Below are 19,241 nucleotides of genomic sequence, written 5' to 3'. Positions count from 1 at the left end.
AGTGGTTCGATTTAATGGTCTGGTGTGCGAGAAGTTGGGCTTTACCGGATGTGTACCGCAAGGCGCTGAGCGGTCACGCCGCCTGGGTAGCGTGCGCGTTCGCTTCGACTGCCTGCAATACTTGCGCGGCCGCGGAAATTGCGATGATCTCCGGCGACTTGTCGTCGATGCCATCCACGCCGAGCGGGCATTTCATCCGCGCAATCTGCGCAGGATCGATGCCGCGGGCGGCGAGCCGGTGTTCGAACTGCTTGCGCTTGGAGTGCGAGCCGATCATGCCGAAGAACGCGAAGTCACCGCGCCGCAAGATGCGCTCGGCGAGCTCGAGGTCGAGCGTATGGTTGTGCGTCATCACAATAAAGTACGTCTGCGGTGCGGCCTGGTCGATCGCTTCGTCGGGCGCATCGTTCGGATCGATCGTCACATTCGACGCCTGCAGCAACTCGGGCGGCGGAAACTGGGCGTCGCGCTCGTCCACCCAGCGCACGTGGCACTGCAGCGTTCCAAGCACGCGCACGAGCGCGGCGCCGACGTGTCCGGCGCCGAACAGCACCACCGCGAAGTCGCGCGGCGCGATGGTCTCGGTGAGCAGCGAACTGCTTTCCTCGAAGCCGGCGCCGTCCCACAGCAGACAGTCGGTGCTTTCGACGCCGGGCTCAGGTTCGGACAGCATCACCGCATCCGGCGCGGGGCCGAATGATACGCTACGCACCGTCGACTGGCCGGCCGCCACGCGCTTGGCGAGCGAGCTGATCCAGCCGAGATCGGCCACGTCCAGACGCTCGAATGCGAGCACCACCGCGCCGCCGCAGCATTGGCCGAGACTCGGACCGAGCGCGAAGCGTTCGAGCCGGCGCATATGCGACATGCGCATGCCTTCCTTGAGGACCTGGCGCGCGGACTCGATGGCTTTCCATTCGAGGTGGCCGCCGCCGATCGTATGGCGTGCCGAATCGCGCGTGACAATCATCTTGGTGCCGGCTTCGCGCGGCGCCGATCCTTCGACGCGCGCGACCGTCACCAGCACGGCGGCGTCGCCGTGTGCGAGCAGTTGTTGCAGATCGGTTAGCCAGGGTTGCATCCGGCGGTTCTCCATCCATGGCTGCAAGGGGTGTCCGTGCAGCCGGTTAAGCGTAACGCTGTGCGTTCGTGTCGCGCGGCGCGGGAAAATTCATGTTGCGGTGTCGACGCTGGCCGGTGTCTTTGGCGCTGCGCCGGCTGTTGTATTGCCCACCGAAGTTGCTGCTGTTTCGGGCTCCTTTGGATCGCTTGAACCTGCCGCCGGCATGCTCACAACGGACGCTGCCTGCTGCATCGCCTCCAGCGCATCGAGAATCGCCTCGGGCGTCGCCGGCGCGCGCAGCGGCGGGGCATGATTCGCTTGCGGCGCCGTCGCTGCAATCGCATCGCGGATCGCAAGAAACACCGAGAACGGCAGCAAGAGCGGTGGCTCGCCGACCGCCTTCGAGCGGAACACGGTCGGCTCCGCATTCTCGTTGCGATAGAGCTGCACGTGGAAAGCGGCGGGCGTATCGCTGACCGCCGGAATCTTGTACGTCGACGGCGCGTGCGTCATGAGTCGACCGTCGCGGTTCCACCAGAGTTCCTCGGTGGTCAGCCAGCCCATGCCCTGGATGAAGCCGCCTTCGACCTGGCCGATGTCGATGGCCGGATTGATCGACTGCCCGGCATCGTGCAGCACGTCGGCTCGCACGAGCTTCCATTCGCCCGTCAGCGTATCCACCACGACTTCCGATACCGCCGCACCATACGCGAAATAGTAGAACGGATGACCGGTCAGTGTCTTCGCGTCCCAGTGCACCTTGGGTGTCGTGTAGAAGCCATCGGACCACAACTGCACACGCGCCAGATACGCCGTGTTGACGAGTTGTGCGAACGGCATTGTCACGCCGTTGGCGTGGACCATGCTGTCCTTGAACTGCACGGCGTCGGGTTCGCCGCCGAGTTCTCTGGCAGCCAGCGCGGCCAGCCGCTCGCGAATCGTGCGCGCCGCAGCTTCGGCTGCCTTGCCGTTCAGATCGCTGCCGGTGGAGGCGGCCGTGGCCGAGGTGTTGGCCACCTTGGACGTGTCGGTCGCCGTCGCGCGTACCCGCGAGAGCGGCACGCCGAGCTCGTTGGCGACCACCTGGGCCACCTTCGTGTTGAGCCCCTGGCCCATTTCGGTGCCGCCGTGATTGACGAGGATTGAACCGTCCTTGTAGACGTGCACCAATGCGCCGGCCTGATTGAGAAAAGGCACGTTGAACGAGATGCCGAATTTCACCGGCGAGAAGGCGATGCCGCGTTTGAGCACGGGACTCGTTGCGTTGTAGGCAGCGAGCGCGGCGCGGCGTGCCCGGTAGTCGCTGCTCGCGAGCAGTTCCTCGGTGAGCGGCGCAATCACGTTATCTTCGACACGTTGTCCGTATGGCGTGACATCGCGCTGGCCGACACCGTAGTAATTGGCAAGCCGCACATCGAGCGGATCGAGTTTCAGCTGCCGGGCGATGCTGTCGAGCATCACTTCCATCACCAACGCGCCCTGCGGGCCGCCGAAGCCGCGAAACGCGGTGTTCGACTGCGTGTTGGTCTTGCAGCACAGCGCCACGATGTCCACGTCGGACAGGTAGTACGCGTTGTCGAAGTGGCACACTGCGCGCGTTGCGACGGCGCCGGAAAGGTCCGCAGAATAACCTGCGCGCAGGGCAATTTCGACCCGTGCGCCGAGAATGCGGCCAGTGTCGTCGAAGCCGGTTTCGTATTCGTAGACAGCATCGTGGCGCTTGCCGGTGATCATGAAGTCGTCGTCGCGGTCGGCGCGTAGTTTGACCGGACGTTGCAGCAACTTTGCGGCGAGCGCCGCGACGCAGGCAAACAATGCCGATTGCGATTCCTTCCCGCCGAAGCCACCACCCATACGCCGGCATTCGCAGACGACGCTATGCGCCGGCCAGTCGAGCATATGCGCGACCACCTGTTGCATTTCGCTCGGATGCTGTGTCGAACTGTAGACCAGCATGCTGTCCATCTCTTTGGGGACGGCATACGCGACCTGGCCTTCGAGATAAAACTGCTCCTGCCCACCAACTTCGAAACTGCCCAGGATCTGGTGCGGTGCGGCGGCGATTTTCGCCGCGGGCTCGCCGCGCGTCAGATGCAAGGGCGGCAGGACGAACTGCTTTTTCGCTTTGGCTTCGGCAGGGGTGAGCACGACGTCCAACGGTTCATAGCGGACCACGTCATCGCTTTTCGCCAGCGCCGCGGCGCGGCGCGCGAGTTCGTGGTTTTCGGCAATGACTGCGAATACCGGTTGACCGAGATACAGCACCTCGCCGTCGGCCAGGATCGGATCGTCGTGCAGCACCGGGCCGCAGTTGTTCTCACCAGGAATGTCGGCGGCGCTCAACACCGCGATTACGCCCGGGGCGCTGCGCACGGCGCTCAGATCGAGCGAGGCGATCCGCGCGTGCGCATGGCGTGACAGTCCGAGCGCTGCGTGCAACGTGCCTTGGAGTTCGGGGATGTCGTCCGTATAGGTGGCTTCGCCGCTGACATGCAACGCGGCGGACTCGTGCGGCAAGGATGTGCCGATCGAAGCCGTCTCGCTTTCGGCCCGGTCCGCGGCATGGTGGATGAATGCGTCGGTCTGCTTGTTCATCACAGCGGCTCCTGCGCGGGCGCCACTTCCGCAGCGCCCGTTTCGAATGCGAAGGCGTTGACGTCGAACAGGGTGAGCGGTGCGTGATCGCGCGTTTCCAGTTGGAAGCGCAGCAGCAGGTTGCGCGCCACCTTCAACCGATAGGCGCTCGACGCACGCATGTCGGAGAGCGGCTGATAGTCGGCGGCGAGCGCATCCATGGCACGTTGGGTTGCCGTGTCGTCCCAGGCCGCGCCTGTCAGCGCGGCTTCAGCGTGGGCGGCGCGCTTCGGTGTCGCCGCCATGCCGCCGAAGGCGAGGCGCGCCTCGACAATGACGTCGTCCTCGATGCGCAGTGCAAACGCGGCGCAGACCGCCGAGATGTCCTGGTCGTAACGCTTCGAGACCTTGTAGGTGCGAAAGCGCAGATTCCGTGCCGGTCGCGGCACGCGGATCGCGGCGACGAATTCGCCGGTGGCCAGCGCCGTCTTCTGATAGCCGAGGTAGAAAGCGTCGAGCGGGAGCGTGCGGGTTTTGGCACCGTTACGCAGCACGACTTCGGCGCCGAGTGCGAGCAGTGCCGGCATCGAGTCGCCGATCGGCGAGCCGTTCGCGACATTGCCGCCGAGCGTGCCCGCATTACGGATCGGCAGCGACGCGAAGCGAGTCCAGAGTTCGGCGAGTTCAGGGTAATCGACAGCCAGCGCGGCGTACGCGTCTTCCAGTGTTACGGCCGCGCCGATTGTCAGCGTCTGCGCGTCGCGCTCGATGGTCTTCAGTTCCGCCACATTGCCGAGATACAGGATGTCGCCGAGGTCGCGGAACTGCTTGGTGACCCATAGCCCGACATCCGTGCTGCCGGCGAGGAGACGTGCGTCCGGATGCCCGGCGCGCAAGGCAGCGAAGGCATCGAGCGTGACCGGGGCGTAGAAGAGTGGCGTACCGAAAGCGTCGCCGCGTACATCGGCGGCACGATATTCGAAAGTATCGCGGCGTTGCAGCGGCTTTAGCGCCTCGGCAACCGCCGCGCGATCGAACGGGACGCGCGGATATTGCGCATAATCGAACATCTTCTGCGTAGCGTCGACGATCGGCCGGTAGCCAGTACAGCGGCACAGATTGCCCGACAGTGCGGTATTGATCTCGTCGCGCGTCGGCAGGCCGGCGGCTGCCGGCTGGTTTTCGTATAGCGCCCACATCGACATCACGAAGCCGGGCGTGCAAAAACCGCACTGCGAGCCGTGACAATCGACCATTGCCTGCTGAACCGGATGCAGAGTGCCGTCCGCTGTGGGCAGGTCTTCGACGCTGAAGAGTGCCCGGCCATCGAGCGTGGGCAGAAACTGGATGCAGGCGTTGACCGCCTTGAGCGTGAGGTGCCGGTTGGCGTCGAGTTCGCCGACCACGACTGTGCAGGCGCCGCAGTCGCCTTCCGCGCAACCTTCCTTGGTGCCCGTGCAATGCAGGTCTTCGCGCAGGTGCTGAAGCACGGTGCGCGTCGCTGGCACGCCATGAACCTCACGGACGGCGCCACGGTAAAAGAAGCGGATGGTTTGCGTTGTCATGGCGAATCCGAAAGACATTGCGGACCGGGCGCGCGTTACGCAGGGGGTCGCGCCGTAGCCGGCCTCGCGCACGTAGATCGCCATCCATATCCGAAGATAGCACTACCTCGTCTCGAAAATATTTCCCCACGGTGATGCGGGTTATTCGCGGACGGTCATGAGCGTGGGAGGCGGCGTGGCCCGTGAGACAGCGGCCGCCGCGGCGGAATAGCCGCAAAGCCACGCGGAGCTGGGCGCAGCGGGCGGTGCGGTGAGCACCAAAAAGGGGGGAATGGGACCGGACGCGAGCAAAAAGGCGCTTTTCCGGCTTCCAGGTGTTTACGACGAGGTATGCAGTTCTTCGCGGGAGCGGAGCGTTCGGGCCCAGCAGGGAGCCGGGCCATCGCAGGGGCTAACGTCCGTCACGCCCCGTTTTCTCAGGCGATCCGGCGGCGATTCCGGATGAGGCTCAACACCAGCGGCACATACGCGACAAAAAAGGCGAGCAGCGACCACTCCGGCAGCGAAAGGCCGAGGATCGGCGGATACGCCGTCTCGCACAACCCGGCTACCTTGAACACGCCCGGCAGCCAGTGAGCCGGCGGCAGGCTGTCGACCAGCGGTTGCAGTGCGTCGAAGCCGCAGCTAAAACCCGGATTCGCCAGCACATACACATGGCGTGCCGCGGTTGCGATGCCGGCCAGCGCCGACAGCGCAGCCAGCGCTTCGAGTAACCGTACGCCGCGCCAGCTGTCGAAGCGCGCGCCGAGGAACGCAAAGATCGCGATCAGGAGAAAGAAGTAGCGCTGCAGAATGCACAGTGGGCAAGGGTCTTCGTGCAGGCCGTACTGCATGTACAGCGCGCCGCCGACCAGGGCAACGCAGATCAGGCCAAGCAGAACCAGCAGGGAGCGCTCGCGGCGCAGCATTGCATTGTCGTTATTCATGGATCGTGTGGCTGTCGAAAGTCGAAAACTCAAAAGAGCGGGTGCCCGCGATTCTAGCGCGAACACCGCCCTTCGGTTTCCGGCTACCTGATCGTCTTGAGCACGGCTTCGGCGGCGCGGCCAATGGCAAGCAGCGCGTCGTCGCCGTGCGGGGCGCCCGCCAGCATGAGGCCGACCGGCGCGTCGCCGCGCGGATGGCAGGGCAGCGAGAGAGCGCAGGCGTCGAGGAAATTAAATGCGCTCGGATTGCGCAGGATCAAGGCGTTGGTGCGGGCAAAGGCATCGTCGTCATGCACGAGGTCGGCCACGCGCGGCGGCACGACTGGCACCGTGGGCGCGACGATCGCGTCGAAGCGTTGCCACAGCGTGCTGCGGGCGGCTTCCAGCAACGCGCTGCGCTCGGCCACCAGATCGAGATAGTCGGCTGCGCTGGCCGGCTGGCCTTTCATGATGCGGGTCAGCACGCGCGGGTCGTATTGCTGGCGGTGCTTTTCCAGCAGCGGCCGGTGCCACGCGTACGCTTCGATCGACGGAAAGCCGAAGCGGTTGATCTCCGGCAAACGGTCGAGCGGCGCAAAACGCACTTCGCTGACAATCGCCCCGGCGGCTTCCAGATGTTTGAGCGCCGTGTCGATGGCAGCGGCCACGGCCGGTTCTACGCCGTCCGTCACATAGTTGGTGAGCACGCCGAGTCGCACGCCTTCGAGCGGGCGAGCCGCCGGAATGCGCGGCTCGAGCCCCGCCAGCATGCGATCCACCAGTGCGCAGCAGGCAACCGAGACGCCGATCGGCCCGAATGAATCGAGCGTCGGCGAAAGCGGTACGCCGCCTTGCTTGGGAATGCGGTCGGCGGTGGGCTTGAAGCCGGTCAGCCCGCACAGCGCGGCGGGGATGCGGATCGACCCGCCGGTGTCGGTGCCGAGCGCGATAGCGGCCATGCCGTCCGCCACCGACGCTGCGGCCCCAGAGGACGAGCCGCCCGAAACCCGCTCGTCGCCTTTCACATCACGCCGGTACGGGGACAGCGGATGCCCGTAGTGCGGATTCAGCCCGAGCCCGGAGAACGCGAACTCGCTCATGTTGGTGCGTCCGACTATCACAGCGCCCGCCCGCTTCAGGCGAGCAACCGCGACGGCATCGGCGGTGGCGGGCGGCGCATCGGCGAGTGCGCTCGAACCGGCGCGGGTCACCTGGCCTTCGATGTCGAACAGGTCCTTGATCGACACCGGAATCCCCGCGAGCGGCGACATCACCGAGCCTGCGGCGCGCAGACGATCGTGTCCATCGGCGGCGGCGCGGGCGCGGTCGGCATCGACATGCATGAAAACGGCCGAACCCTGGCCGGCTGGGTCGGCGATGCGTTCGAGCGCGGTTTCGACGAGTTTGCGGCTGGTGGTGCGGCCCGCGGCGAGATCGGCGGCGAGCTGGGCGAGCGGCGGGAAGGGCGTGAATTCAGTGGGCATGGTCGTTCCGGTCCAGTTGGATGCAATCAGATGCGGTTGACGGTTAAATCCGGTTGAAGAGGGTCGCGCGAAACGCTTCGATGTGGCGCTGCACCGACTGGCGCGCGCCGTCGGCATCACGCTCGCGCAGCAAGCGAAACAGTTCGAGATGTTCCTCGTGGACATCCTCGAGATGGTGCGGTTCGGACAGCGAGATAAACCAGAAACGCAGCGATCGCTCATGCAGCCCACGCAGGATATCGGCGAGCACCGGATTACGCGACGCCGCCGAAATCGCCAGGTGGAATTCGCGGTCGATATCCATCATGCCTTCCACGTCGTGTGCAGCAACGCACACCTTGGAGCGCTCGAGTAACGCTTCCATCACTTCGTAATCGTGCGCCTGAGCGTGGCGCGCCGCCAGTTCGACACAATGGCCTTCGTTGATCAGGCGCACGTCGATGATCGCGAGCACGTCGTCGAGCGAGACCGGACGCACCATGATGCCCTTGCGCGGCATGATCGTCAGCATGCCCTCGTGCACGAGCCGGTGCAGCGCCTGATGAACGGGTGTGCGGCCAATGCCGGTCAGCGTCATCAGCTCGGCCTCGTTGAGCACCTCGCTTGGGCGCAAACGCATGGTGATGATTTCGCGCTTGACGAATTCATAGGCCTGTTCGGCGAGGCTCGCACCGTTTTGGCGGGCGGTCACGGGAGTGCGGGAAGTCTGCAAAAGCGTCATGAATAAAGGGTGCAGGCGAGGTCAGGTGCAAGGGTGAAGCTCATTCGCCCGCATTGTAGTCGAGCCTTCACGCGAGCTCCGCCACGCCGTGCGGCACCTTGACCCGCGGCATCAGCAGCGTGACGAGTCCGCCGACGATCAGCGCTCCCGCGATCAGCACGAGTCCGAAGGTCACGCTATGCGTCGCATCCTTAACGACGCCGAGCACATACGGGCTGACGTAGCCGGCCAGATTGGCGATCGAGTTGATCACGGCGATGCCGGCCACAGCGGCGCTGCCTTGCAGGAACGTGGTCGACATCGACCAGAAAATGCCGAAGCCCGCGAGGATGCCGATATAGGCGATCGACAGGCCGGTCACCGCCAGCGGAATCGAGTTCGTCACCGACGCGCTGCCGAGCAGTCCGGCCGCGCCGATGAAGCAGCACACCGCATAGTGCCAGCGCCGCTCGCCGGTGACGTCCGACGAACGTCCGATCAGGATCATGCCGATCCCTGCCGCCAGATAGGGGATCGCTGTAACAAATCCATTGCTCACCAGGTTGGTGACGCCGAGATCCTTGACGATCTGCGGCAACCAGAACGAGAAGCCGGCGTTGCCCGTGACCAGACAGAAGTAGATCAGTGTCAGCAGCCAGAAGCGCCCGGAGCACAGCGCGGCGCGCAGGTTGTGTTCGGCGCCGGCGGACGCCGCTGCGCTGTTTTCGCGTGCTAGCCGGGCGAGGACGACGCGTTTTTCCTCGTCATCGAGCCAGGCTGCTTCAGCGGGCGTATTGCGCAGCACGGCCAGCGCCCAGAAGCCGGCGAGGATCGAGGGAATGCCTTCGATCAGGAACATCCACTGCCAGCCGCGCAGCCCGTGGGCCTCGTGCAACGCTGACATCAGGAAACCCGAAAGCGGCGCGCCGATGATCCCGGCCATCGGAATCGCCGCCATGAAGACGGCCACCATCCGGGCGCGCCGGTCCGATGGAAACCAGAACGTCAGGTACAGCACGACGCCCGGGACGAGCCCGGCTTCCGCCACGCCGAGCAGGAAGCGCAACACGTAGAACATGGTCTCCGAGCGCACGAACATCATCACGCACGACAGCGCGCCCCACAGCATCGTGATGCGGGCGATCGTCGCGCGGGCGCCGAATTTCTTCAGCAGGAGGTTGCTCGGCACTTCGAAGACGAAATAGCCGAAGAAGAAGATCCCTGCGCCGAGTCCGTAAGCGGTGTTCGACAAGCCGAGGTCGCCTGTGAACTGCAGTTTCGCGTAGCCGATGTTGACACGATCGAGATACGACAGCACGTAGACCAGAAACAGGAACGGCATGATGCGCCAGGTGATTTTTCGCAGCGCGCTGGCTTCGATGGCAGCGTCCTGGGAAGACCCGGTGTGGGCGGTCACACGCAACTCGGCTGACGGCGGGGCGGGGTTCATGGGCGCCTCATTCGACGATAGGTAACGCATGCACGCGGTAAGCGTGGCGCAGCGTGCGGTTCAGCACTGGGTCGTGCAGTTCGAGTTCGAGCGCGTCGCCGTCGACCATGCCGACGATGCCGCCTTCGACCGCAAGCGTGCCGCAGAACATGGCGGCACCCGCTGCGAGCGGGGCACGCTCGAGCAGGTCCGATGCCGCCAGCAACGAGGCGACGCTGCCTTGCTGATAGATCCTGCGCACACCGTTGGCAACCGCAAAGGCGCGCAATTGCAACTGGTCCCAATGGCCGGCGACGTCGTCGAAGCGCCACGCGTCGCGGGCGAGCGGCTTCGGACACACCTGCTTCGACACCGTCACGCCGTAGGCCTCGACCTCACGGTCGGTGTGATCCGAGCCGACGGTGACAAGGAGGCCGGCCGCCGACTGCACCAGCACGCACTCGGCCTCGCCGCTTGAACGGCTGCCAACCACGTCGATCTGTTCGGCCTGCGTCAGCAATTCCGCGCCGAGGCGGTAGAAGCAGGGCGTGGTCGAGGGCCGCTGCACGCCCAGTTCGGCGAGTTCGGCGATGTGATGTTCGATGGCCGCACGGTCGCGTCCCGCCCACCCGGCGATGGTCAAACGGTTCACCTCGATCATCAGCGGCGCGCTGGCTTCCACGCGGCCACCTATGTTGGATACGTTGAACGATAACTGCGTCATTACTGCACTCCGTCGTCTGAATATTCGACAAATATTATTGTGATATTTCACAGGAGTCCAGCATGTCAAAAACAATCCGCAGGGTTCTCGGGCAGCGCACAACAGGTGCGGTGTCGCCAAGCTGCGTTACTATCAGATTTTTCGACAGCTATTTGTAAGGAAATCTGTCCATGCACCACGGAATTGGCTTCATTCAGGACCTGGCGGTGATCATGGCGCTCGCGGGCGTCGTCACCGTGCTGTTCCATCGCCTGAAACAGCCGGTGGTGCTTGGGTATATCGCCGCGGGAGTGATCATCGGACCGTACACCCCGCCGTTCCAGTTGATCCACGACGAGCAGACCATCCAGACGCTCGGCGAGCTCGGCGTCGTGTTCCTGATGTTTTCGCTGGGACTGGAATTCAGCCTGCGCAAGCTGTTTCAGGTCGGCGCCACAGCGATTGTCGCGGCGCTCTCCGAGATCGTGCTGATGCTGTGGCTCGGTTACGAGATCGGCAGCGCGTTCGGCTGGAGTTCGATGGATTCGCTGTTTCTCGGCGCGATCCTCGCTATCTCGTCGACGACGATCATCGTCAAGGCGCTATCGGAACTCGGCCTCAAGCGTGAGCGCTTTGCACAACTCGTGTTCGGGATTCTGATCGTCGAGGACATCCTCGCCATCGCGATGCTCGTGTTGCTGTCGGGCATAGCGCAGACGGGCCAGTTGAGCGCGGGTATCGCACTCGTCACGCTAGGCAAACTGCTGCTGTTCATGACGGTATCGCTGGTGGTGGGGGTACTCGTCGTGCCGCGTGCGCTCAATTACGTGGCGCGCTCGGGGAGCGACGAGATGCTGCTTGTGTCCGTGCTCGGCTTCTGCTTTGGCTTTTGCCTTTTGGTCGTCAAGCTCGATTACAGCATCGCGCTCGGCGCGTTTCTGATCGGTGCAATCATGGCCGAGTCGCGCCATCTGCGTCGTATCGAGCATCTGATTGCACCGCTGCGCGATGCGTTTTCGGCCATCTTCTTCGTCACCATCGGGCTGATGCTCAACCCACATGTGCTGGTCGACTACGCGTGGCCGATTGCGGTCATTACGGTCGCGGTGATCGTCGGCAAGATCGTCTCCTGCGGCCTCGGCACGTTCCTCGCCGGCAAGGACGGACGCACCGCGATGCGGGTCGGCATGACGGTGTCGCAGATTGGCGAGTTCTCCTTCATCATTGCCTCGCTCGGTCTCACGCTGAAGGTGACGAGCGCGTTTCTTTATCCGATTGCGGTTGCCGTGTCGGCGCTGACCACCTTGTTCACACCGTACCTGATCCGCGCCGCCGATCCGCTGACGCAGCGCCTCGGACGTGCGATGCCACGTCCCGTCGCCAACGTGTTCGGCATGTACTCGCAATGGCTCGAGAGCCTGCGGCCGGCCGGCGGCGGGCCGACACCGTTCAGCATCACACGTCGGATCGTTCTGCAGATTGCGGTGAACCTCGCGCTGGTGGTGGCGATCTTTCTCGCGGTGACGTACGGCGCGTCCTACGCGAACCCGTTACTCGACCGTTGGCTGCCCTCTGAGCCACTGCAACGCGTGGTGCTTTGGAGCGCGGCGTTGCTTCTGTCGCTGCCGTTTCTGGTCGCCGTGTATCGCAAGACCAAATCGCTCGCGTTGCTGCTTGCCGAACTCAGCGTCCAGCCGGCGAAAGCCGGGCGTTTCACGCGTGCGATCCGCTCGGCGATTTCCGATCTTGTGCCGATCGTCTCGATGGTCGGCGTGTTTCTGCTGCTGGCGGCACTCTCAGGCGGCATCCTGCCGCCCACCGGGTTGCTGGTGGTGGTGCTGGTATGTGCAGCGCTTCTGGTCACGCTGCTCTGGCGCTGGTGCGTGAAGATCCACGCGGCCCTGCAGATCGCATTGCGCGAAACTTTCGACGAACAACCTGATCCATAAATAAGTGACGTTATCGGGCGCGACGATCTGTGTTGCGTAACAATGTGAGCAATTGTGTGCAGGTTTGCCGCACATCGCCCGGTAGCGGATAATCAGGTCATACTCATTCGTTCGCGTGGAAGGCGCCCGTCCGACAGTCATGAGCGAAAACAAGCCAGAGAATGCCGGTACGCCCGGCACCCCGTCCCCGTCCGGCACGCCGGCTGAGGTTTCGAAGCCCGGCGTTGCAAAGCCCGACGTGTCAACGGCCGAGACTGCGCCCGCATCCCCGAAGGTCAGCTTGCCCACCTCACACGAGGATGCGATCCAGTCGCCGCTCAAAGATTTGCCTGCTGATTCGACGGCTGGTGTGCCACCGGGATTGCCTCCGACGGGGTCACCGCCGAACATTTCTGCTGCGTCAGCCGAACCCTCCCTTGCGGCCGAAGAGGCCGCGGAGCGTTCTTCGACCGACGATCCGATCAGCGCGTCATCCGTGACCCCTGCCGACCCTGTCACTGCCCAGCAACGAGATGCCGCCGAAGCCCGCGCATCCGCTGCCGAGTCGACTGCGCAGCAGGAGGCCCAGGTGAAGCAGAAGCGCGATGCCGCCCAGGCCAAACACGGCACGCCGTCCAGTTCGCGTGCCCCGCAGCCTGCAGCGTCCTCGGAGACTGCCTCAGCGGATGCTGCGGATAGTGGGTCGTCAACGGCATCCGCTCCTCGCGGCGCCACCAGTTCCGTGCCGCCCGGTTTTGGCGCCGCCCCGGACTTCACCGCAACGAATCCTCCTCCGCCGAATGCATTGCCACCGGCACCACCGCGCTATCTGAAGCAGACTGATTCGGCGTGGTCGGTTTTTGGCCGCATCATCGCGGCGCGGGCTCGCCAGATCTTCGACAGGGCGGGTCAACGGATTACGCAACGGACGTTGCGCATTGGCGTGTCGGCCCGCATTTTCCATCCGGAGCCGGGCGCCAAAGGCCTGCGCGGGAAGACGCTGCAATATCTCGAAGAGTCTATTGCGCACTGGGTGATGTCGCGCGACGTGCTGGTGTTCATGATTCCAACCGTCGGCCATCAGGGCATGCTGCATCCGAGCAATATCCGTCTGCGCGATTACGCCAAGCACCTCGATGGCCTGTTGTTGCAAGGTGGCGCGGATGTCTCGCCGCAGTCCTATGCCGAACAGGCGACGAGCCCCGAGTGGCCCGGCGACCGTGTGCGCGATATGTATGAGCTGGAGCTGTTGCATGAATTCATCGAGTCCGGCAAGCCGGTGCTGGGCGTATGCCGCGGCTGTCAGCTGATCAACGTGGCGTTTGGCGGGACTCTTTATCAAGATATCGCCACAGATGTGCCGACCGCGGGCGTGCACGTCAACGAACACTACGACCAGCATCGCCATGGCATCCATTTTCCGGACGGCTCGACGCTCGCCAACATGTTTCCGGGCCGGCGCGACGCAATCGTCAATTCGATTCACCACCAGGCCGTGAAGACGATTGGGCGCGATCTCAATATCGAGGCGGTATCGGCCTCGGACGGCATCATCGAAGCGATTCGCTATCGACGCGCGCCGTTCGTGATGGGCGTGCAGTGGCATCCGGAGTTTCATCGCGCGGGTGGACCGGAGTTACTGGATTGCACGCCGCTGCTGGATACCTTTCTGCGCGTGGCCCGCGAAACGCGCTTCTAGGCGTGCGTTTTCTGTAAAGAATTGTTGGGCTCCGTGCGTGGGCCGAAGACGTGAAAAGCGGTTCCGTTTTCCAACGGAGCCGCTTTTTTTCGTCCGTTAAACAGGATGCTTTTTCGCGATGCGCGAGACAATTCGATGGAATCTTAAGATTACTATCTATCTCGATTTAAAGTGCCGTCGCGGCACATACGAACGCTTCGCTTGGGCACAAATACGCGCGATAATCCAAAGCTATTTTGAATCCGCATGGAGCATGCACGTATGAAGTACCTCTTGACTGTACGGCGCGCAATGCTGCTCGCGACCACGTGTGCGTTGCTGCAGCATGGTGGTTTCGCGCTGGCAGAAGAGGGCGCCGGTTCAATGGATTCGGTGCCGGTTGTCGGAACGCGTCCGGCGATGAATTCGTTGACGCCTCAACCCGTTTCCGCCGCGTTGCAGGCGGCCGTCGCCACGAGCGCGGACGCACGCGCTGCAGCGGGCGGCGATGCACAAGGCAATGTTGCGGAACTGATGCAGCTGATCCACGACTCCCAACTGACCGAGTTGCGCACCACCTACAACGGCAGCTACGGCGCGAGTCTGTTTTTCTATCCACAAGAAATGACGTACTACGTAGCGTTATTTCAAGACAAGCATTTCTGGCGGGTCATCAAATCGCAAGACGACACGCGCGCCGAGGCCGTCTACACCGGCTTTGTGCAGCAGACCGCGCAACTGGCCGACGTGGAAATTCGCCGCACGCAATTGCAGGCGCAGAAGGCATTCATTGAAGATGTGATTGCGCAGTCGGAAGATCGCGCGAAGCGCTTGCAGGCCGATCTGGATGTGGCCCGTACCCAGCAGGCCAGGGTCAACGACTATCAACGCCAGACGCAGACGGAAGCAGCCGCACTGCGCGCCCAGAAGGAACAGGCGCAGGCCGAGTTGCGCCAGGTGCAGAACCAGGTGCTGCAGTTGCAGCGCCAGAGCGAGTCGGGACTGCCAGAGTCCAGATAAGCGGGCGCCGGCAGCAGTGTTTAATCCAACTGGTACACGTAGCGCAACGCGGTGATGTCCACGCCGCCCATGTGATCGGGCTCCGCGCCCGCGAACTTCCAGCCTTGCCGCTCGTAAAAGCCGATGGCCGGCGTATTGCCCTCGAGCACATAGAGATACAGCCGGCTTTCGCCTTGAGCGCGTGTCCAGTCGACGGCGGCTTGCATCAGCAGTTTGCCGACACCGATTCCCTGATGGCCAGGCAGCGCATGCAGGTTATCGAGCAGCACGCCCCACGCCGAGTCGGGTTGGCGCTCGACGCACGCAAAACCGATCGGTTCGCCCGCGCGTTCTGCAATCACCACGTTGCGCCGTTCGGCGCCCGGCGCGTTCAGGCGCGCCTGCCAGTACGCCGCGCGTTCGCGCGTCACCTCGCCGTCGAGAAACGCATCGGGCAGCAGACCCCGGTAGGTGGCTTGCCAGCTGGCGGCATGAATCGACGCGATCAGATCGGCGTCGAGTGTGGTCGCGGGGCGCAAAGAAAGAGCGCTGGCGTTGGACATCAATGGGACGGTCATGTAAGGGCTGGAAAGCTCAAAGTGTACTGCGAGCAAGGCTAAGGGCGCGATCATTGCCCATCTTGACTGCAAGTTCGAGCGAGGAACGGTAACATTCGAATCAGCTTGCAGTGCGCCGGCAACCTAAGGTTTACCCTTATACCGTCGCAATGTATGCAGCATCAAAATGCAGCGCCCCTGGCGCGTTCGTTTATTCCAGAAAAGTCTCCCTCGCCAGTGGCATCTGCTCGCCGACGCGGTGAAGTGTTTGCAACTGCCCAATCATGCCGGATCGGCTCCGGCGCCGGGCTATTTTGAGAGTGTCATGTCAACTGCGTCTCATGCAACTTCCAGTGAATCGAAAGTCCGGACAGTTTTCCGCGTCGTCAGCGGCAACTTCCTGGAGATGTACGATTTCATGGTCTACGGCTATTACGCTTCGGCGATTGCCAAGACCTATTTCCCGGGTGGCAGCGACTTCGCGTCGCTGATGCTGTCTCTGTCGGTATTCGGCGCGGGCTTCCTGATGCGGCCGCTCGGCGCCATCGTGCTCGGCGCCTACATCGACCACCACGGCCGCCGCAAGGGTCTGATGTTGACGCTTGGCCTAATGGCGCTCGGCACACTGACGGTCGCGGCCATTCCGGGCTATGCGACGATCGGCATCCTCGCGCCAGTGCTCGTCCTGCTAGGACGCCTGTTGCAAGGCTTCTCTGCGGGCGTGGAACTGGGCGGCGTGTCGGTCTACCTCTCGGAAATCGCTACCAAGGGCAACAAGGGCTTCTACTGTTCGTGGCAATCGGGTAGCCAGCAGGTCGCTGTCGTGTTTGCGGCGCTGATCGGCGTGGTCCTGCACCAGATCCTGCCGGTCGAGCAGATGAGCGCATGGGGCTGGCGTGTGCCGTTCCTGATCGGCTGTCTGATCGTGCCGTTCCTGTTCCTGATCCGCCGTTCGCTGCAGGAAACCGAGGAATTTGCCGCGCGCAAGCATCGTCCGGGCATGGGCGAGATCATGAAGTCGATGCTCGAAAACTGGGGCGTCGTGCTCGCGGGCATGGGCATGGTGATCATGACGACGGTGTCGTTCTACATGATCACCGCTTATACGCCGACGTTCGGCAAGGAAGTGCTCAAGCTGTCGGCGATCGACGCACTGGTTGTCACGGTCTGTATCGGCCTGTCGAATCTCGTCTGGCTGCCGCTGGCGGGCGCGATATCGGACCGCATCGGGCGTCGTCCGGTGCTGCTGGTGTTCACGATTCTGACCATCCTCACAGCGTATCCGGCGGTGCAATGGCTGGTGGCGGATCCCTCGTTCGCGCGCCTGCTGGCTGTCGAACTGTGGCTCTCGTTCCTGTACGGCAGCTACAACGGCGCGATGGTGGTGGCGTTGACCGAAGTGATGCCGGTCGAAGTCCGTACCGCAGGGTTCTCGCTGGCGTACAGCCTTGCCACGACCATCGGCGGTTTCACGCCGGCGATCTCGACGTTGCTGATTCATTCGACGGGCAACAAGGCTGCGCCTGGCCTGTGGCTCGGTCTCGCTGCAATCTGCGGTTTGATCGCGACGCTGGTTCTGTATCGCACGCCTGAGTCGCGCAATCAGTACCGCGCGGCCTAGAGCGGCAGGGTTCTGAAAAGGAAAAACCCCACGCTTGCAAAAGCGTGGGGTTTTTCTTTGTAGACCCTTTGTCGACCTTGTTGAATCGTTACGCGTCGCGAAGCTCGCGTGCGACCTTGTCGACCACTTCCGCCCACGCACCCGGTTGCGGCTGACGGACCAGATGGACGCCCGGGTACCAGGGGCTGCGCGGTTCGTCGACGAACCAGCGCCAGTCGGCGGCAAACGGCAGCATCAGCCACAGCGGTTTGCGCAAGGCGCCGCTCAGGTGGGCGATCGACGTGTCGATCGAGACGACGGCGTCGAGCCGTTCGATGATCGCAGCCGTGTCGGCGAAATCGCCGATGCGCTGGTCGAAGCGATGAATGTTGCCGGCACGCGCATGGCTCTCCAGCGTAGCGCATTCCGCCGCGCTGAGATCGGGCTGCAGGATGATCCAGTCGATTCCTTCGAGCGCGAACAGCGGTTCGAGCGCCGCGAGCGGCATCGTGCGGTTTTCATGTTGCTGGATGCGGCCTGACCACGCGAGGCCGATTTTGCGTTTGGCGTGACCGCCGAGCGAACCGCGCCATTTGCGCCGGTACGAGGGGGGCACGCTGAGGTAGGGCGTGCGCGCTGGGATCGTCTCACGGCTGATGCCGAGCGCGAGGGGCAGACTCAACAGCGGACATTGCAGATCAGCAGGCGGGCGTGGTGTCCCTTGGGCGATCAGTTTCACACGCCATTCGAGCGCGGCCGGCGCGAGGATCGGCACGAGTTGGGGCTGAACTTCGAGCACGACGCGCGCCGCGCGCTGCGCAGCAATCGGCACGAAGCGCGCGAATTGCAGCGTGTCGCCGAAACCTTGTTCGGCGTGCACGAACAGCGTGCGCTCTTCGATCGGCTCGCCTTGCCAGCGGGGCAATGTCTGCGGCTCACGTTGCGCCATGGCCTTGAGGCGCCATTCGTATTCGGGCAGCCCGCGTTCGAAATCGCCGAGCGTGAGCCAGGCGACCGCGCGGTTCATATGAGCCGACGCCAGATCGGGCCGTAGCCGCAACGCCTGGTCGAAGGCGCGTACAGCCGCCGCATGACCCCCAAGCGCGTGATGCGTGGTGCCGAGGCTTAGCCAGGCGAGGGCAAACTTCGGATCGAGGCCCACGACCCGCTCGAAGCGCAACAGTGCCTCCTTGTGACGCCCTAATGCTGCGAGCGTATTGCCCAGGCCAAACAGCGCCGGCGGCAGTTGTGGCTCCAGTGCGAGCACGGCCTCGAACGCAACGAGCGCCTGTTCGTGCTGGCCAGTGGCGTCGAGCGTGTTGGCCAGATTGAAGTGCGCCGCGACGAAGCGTGGTTGCGCCGAGATTGCCTCACGAAATTGAAGCACGGCCTCGTTGGACTTTCCGAGTGCATTGAGCGCCATGCCCAGATTGTTGTGCGCTCCCGCGTGACCTGGGTGTAGTTCGAGCGCCCGCTGGAACGAAGCGATCGCTTCTTCGTGGTGTCCGAGCGCGTGCAGCGCGTTGCCCAGATTGTTGTGCGCCGACGCGTTGTCCGGCTGCAGGCGCAGCGACTTCTGGAACGCATCCGCCGCGTCCGCGTGACGCCCCGCCGCGGCATAGGCGTTGCCGAGGTTGTAGTGCGCCAGTGGAAAAGCGGGTGCGAGCGTGAGCGCGTTGCGAAAGCGCTCGATTGCCCCATCGATTTGCCCCAGTGCCTTCAGCGCGTTGCCGAGATTCAGCTGCAAGGCGGCATCTTGCGGACGCAGATGTGCCGCGCGGCCGACCAGGTCGGCCGCTTCGGCGTGCTGACCAAGCTGATGCCGTAGCACGCCGAGCAGGTGGAGTGCATCGACGTTCGCGGGATCGCTATCCAGCGCGGCGCGATAGCCGCGCTCGGCGTCATCGAGGCGGCCGTCACGATGCGCCGCGTAGGCGCTTTCAAACAGGGGTTCCATGACGGGGAAGGGCAGATCTTGTAAGGCAAATGTCGCATTTTCCCACACTCGTGACCCCGCACCGACGGTTTGACCTTTAAGAGATAAATCTATAACATA

Annotated in this window: 14 protein-coding genes; 4 read left to right on the top strand and 10 right to left on the bottom strand. The window is 63.6% G+C overall.

The features are described 5' to 3' along the window. Positions 1-73: 73 nt before the first annotated feature. The 8 genes from xdhC to P3T17_RS24250 form a co-directional block, all read right to left on the bottom strand. Entirely contained in the window at positions 74-1,081 is a 1,008-nt protein-coding gene (gene xdhC, locus P3T17_RS24285) for a xanthine dehydrogenase accessory protein XdhC (protein ID WP_429409182.1), read from the bottom strand. 90 nt (positions 1,082-1,171) lie between these two features. Continuing rightward, a complete protein-coding gene (xdhB, locus tag P3T17_RS24280; RefSeq protein WP_429409181.1) occupies positions 1,172-3,658 on the bottom strand; it encodes a xanthine dehydrogenase molybdopterin binding subunit in 2,487 nt (828 codons plus the stop codon). Next, entirely contained in the window at positions 3,658-5,202 is a 1,545-nt protein-coding gene (gene xdhA, locus P3T17_RS24275; protein WP_429409180.1) for a xanthine dehydrogenase small subunit, read from the bottom strand. The genes xdhB and xdhA overlap by 1 nt, the downstream gene beginning before the upstream one ends. A 416-nt stretch (positions 5,203-5,618) precedes the next feature. After that, on the bottom strand, positions 5,619-6,128 hold the full coding sequence (locus P3T17_RS24270; protein WP_074263690.1) for a disulfide bond formation protein B: 510 nt from the start codon (positions 6,126-6,128) through the stop codon (positions 5,619-5,621). Between the two features lie 83 nt (positions 6,129-6,211). Beyond that, positions 6,212-7,591 carry an amidase gene (locus tag P3T17_RS24265; RefSeq protein ID WP_429409179.1) on the bottom strand — a complete coding sequence of 460 codons (1,380 nt, stop codon included), beginning with the start codon at positions 7,589-7,591 and terminating at the stop codon, positions 6,212-6,214. Between the two features lie 43 nt (positions 7,592-7,634). Continuing rightward, the gene (locus tag P3T17_RS24260) at positions 7,635-8,312 is read right to left on the bottom strand and encodes a GntR family transcriptional regulator (protein ID WP_429409178.1); all 678 of its coding nucleotides are present in this window, start codon (positions 8,310-8,312) and stop codon (positions 7,635-7,637) included. Between the two features lie 67 nt (positions 8,313-8,379). Further along, entirely contained in the window at positions 8,380-9,741 is a 1,362-nt protein-coding gene (locus P3T17_RS24255; protein ID WP_429409177.1) for an MFS transporter, read from the bottom strand. Positions 9,742-9,748: 7 nt separating this feature from the next. Further along, complete coding sequence (locus P3T17_RS24250; RefSeq protein ID WP_429409176.1) at positions 9,749-10,444, bottom strand: DUF2848 domain-containing protein; 696 nt, start codon at positions 10,442-10,444, stop codon at positions 9,749-9,751. A gap of 170 nt (positions 10,445-10,614) precedes the next feature. Between P3T17_RS24250 and P3T17_RS24245 the strand changes: the two genes are divergently transcribed. From P3T17_RS24245 to P3T17_RS24235, 3 genes are all read left to right on the top strand, one after another. After that, a complete protein-coding gene (locus P3T17_RS24245) occupies positions 10,615-12,372 on the top strand; it encodes a cation:proton antiporter (RefSeq protein WP_429409175.1) in 1,758 nt (585 codons plus the stop codon). Positions 12,373-12,511: 139 nt separating this feature from the next. After that, a complete protein-coding gene (locus P3T17_RS24240) occupies positions 12,512-14,050 on the top strand; it encodes a gamma-glutamyl-gamma-aminobutyrate hydrolase family protein (RefSeq protein ID WP_429409174.1) in 1,539 nt (512 codons plus the stop codon). A gap of 261 nt (positions 14,051-14,311) precedes the next feature. Further along, positions 14,312-15,049 (top strand): DUF2968 domain-containing protein, encoded by a 738-nt coding sequence (locus tag P3T17_RS24235; RefSeq protein WP_429409173.1) that lies wholly within the window; start codon positions 14,312-14,314, stop codon positions 15,047-15,049. A 20-nt stretch (positions 15,050-15,069) separates the two neighbouring features. On the opposite strand, the gene P3T17_RS24230 is transcribed toward P3T17_RS24235, so the two are convergent. Further along, positions 15,070-15,591 carry a GNAT family N-acetyltransferase gene (locus tag P3T17_RS24230; protein WP_074263698.1) on the bottom strand — a complete coding sequence of 174 codons (522 nt, stop codon included), beginning with the start codon at positions 15,589-15,591 and terminating at the stop codon, positions 15,070-15,072. A 319-nt stretch (positions 15,592-15,910) separates the two neighbouring features. Here P3T17_RS24230 and P3T17_RS24225 point away from each other — a divergent pair, with 319 nt between their 5' ends. Further along, entirely contained in the window at positions 15,911-17,206 is a 1,296-nt protein-coding gene (locus P3T17_RS24225) for an MFS transporter (protein WP_074265956.1), read from the top strand. Between the two features lie 88 nt (positions 17,207-17,294). Here P3T17_RS24225 and P3T17_RS24220 read toward each other — a convergent pair whose 3' ends face one another. Beyond that, positions 17,295-19,142, bottom strand: a complete 1,848-nt coding sequence (locus P3T17_RS24220; protein WP_429409172.1) for a tetratricopeptide repeat protein — start codon at positions 19,140-19,142, stop codon at positions 17,295-17,297. Between the last annotated feature and the right edge of the window lie 99 nt (positions 19,143-19,241).

The sequence above is a fragment of the Paraburkholderia sp. GAS82 genome (assembly GCF_050436285.1).
In the GTDB taxonomy this organism is placed as follows: domain Bacteria; phylum Pseudomonadota; class Gammaproteobacteria; order Burkholderiales; family Burkholderiaceae; genus Paraburkholderia; species Paraburkholderia phenazinium_B.
The sequence above is the reverse complement of the archived record's forward strand: the minus strand, read 5'-3'. Positions and strand labels throughout refer to the sequence as shown.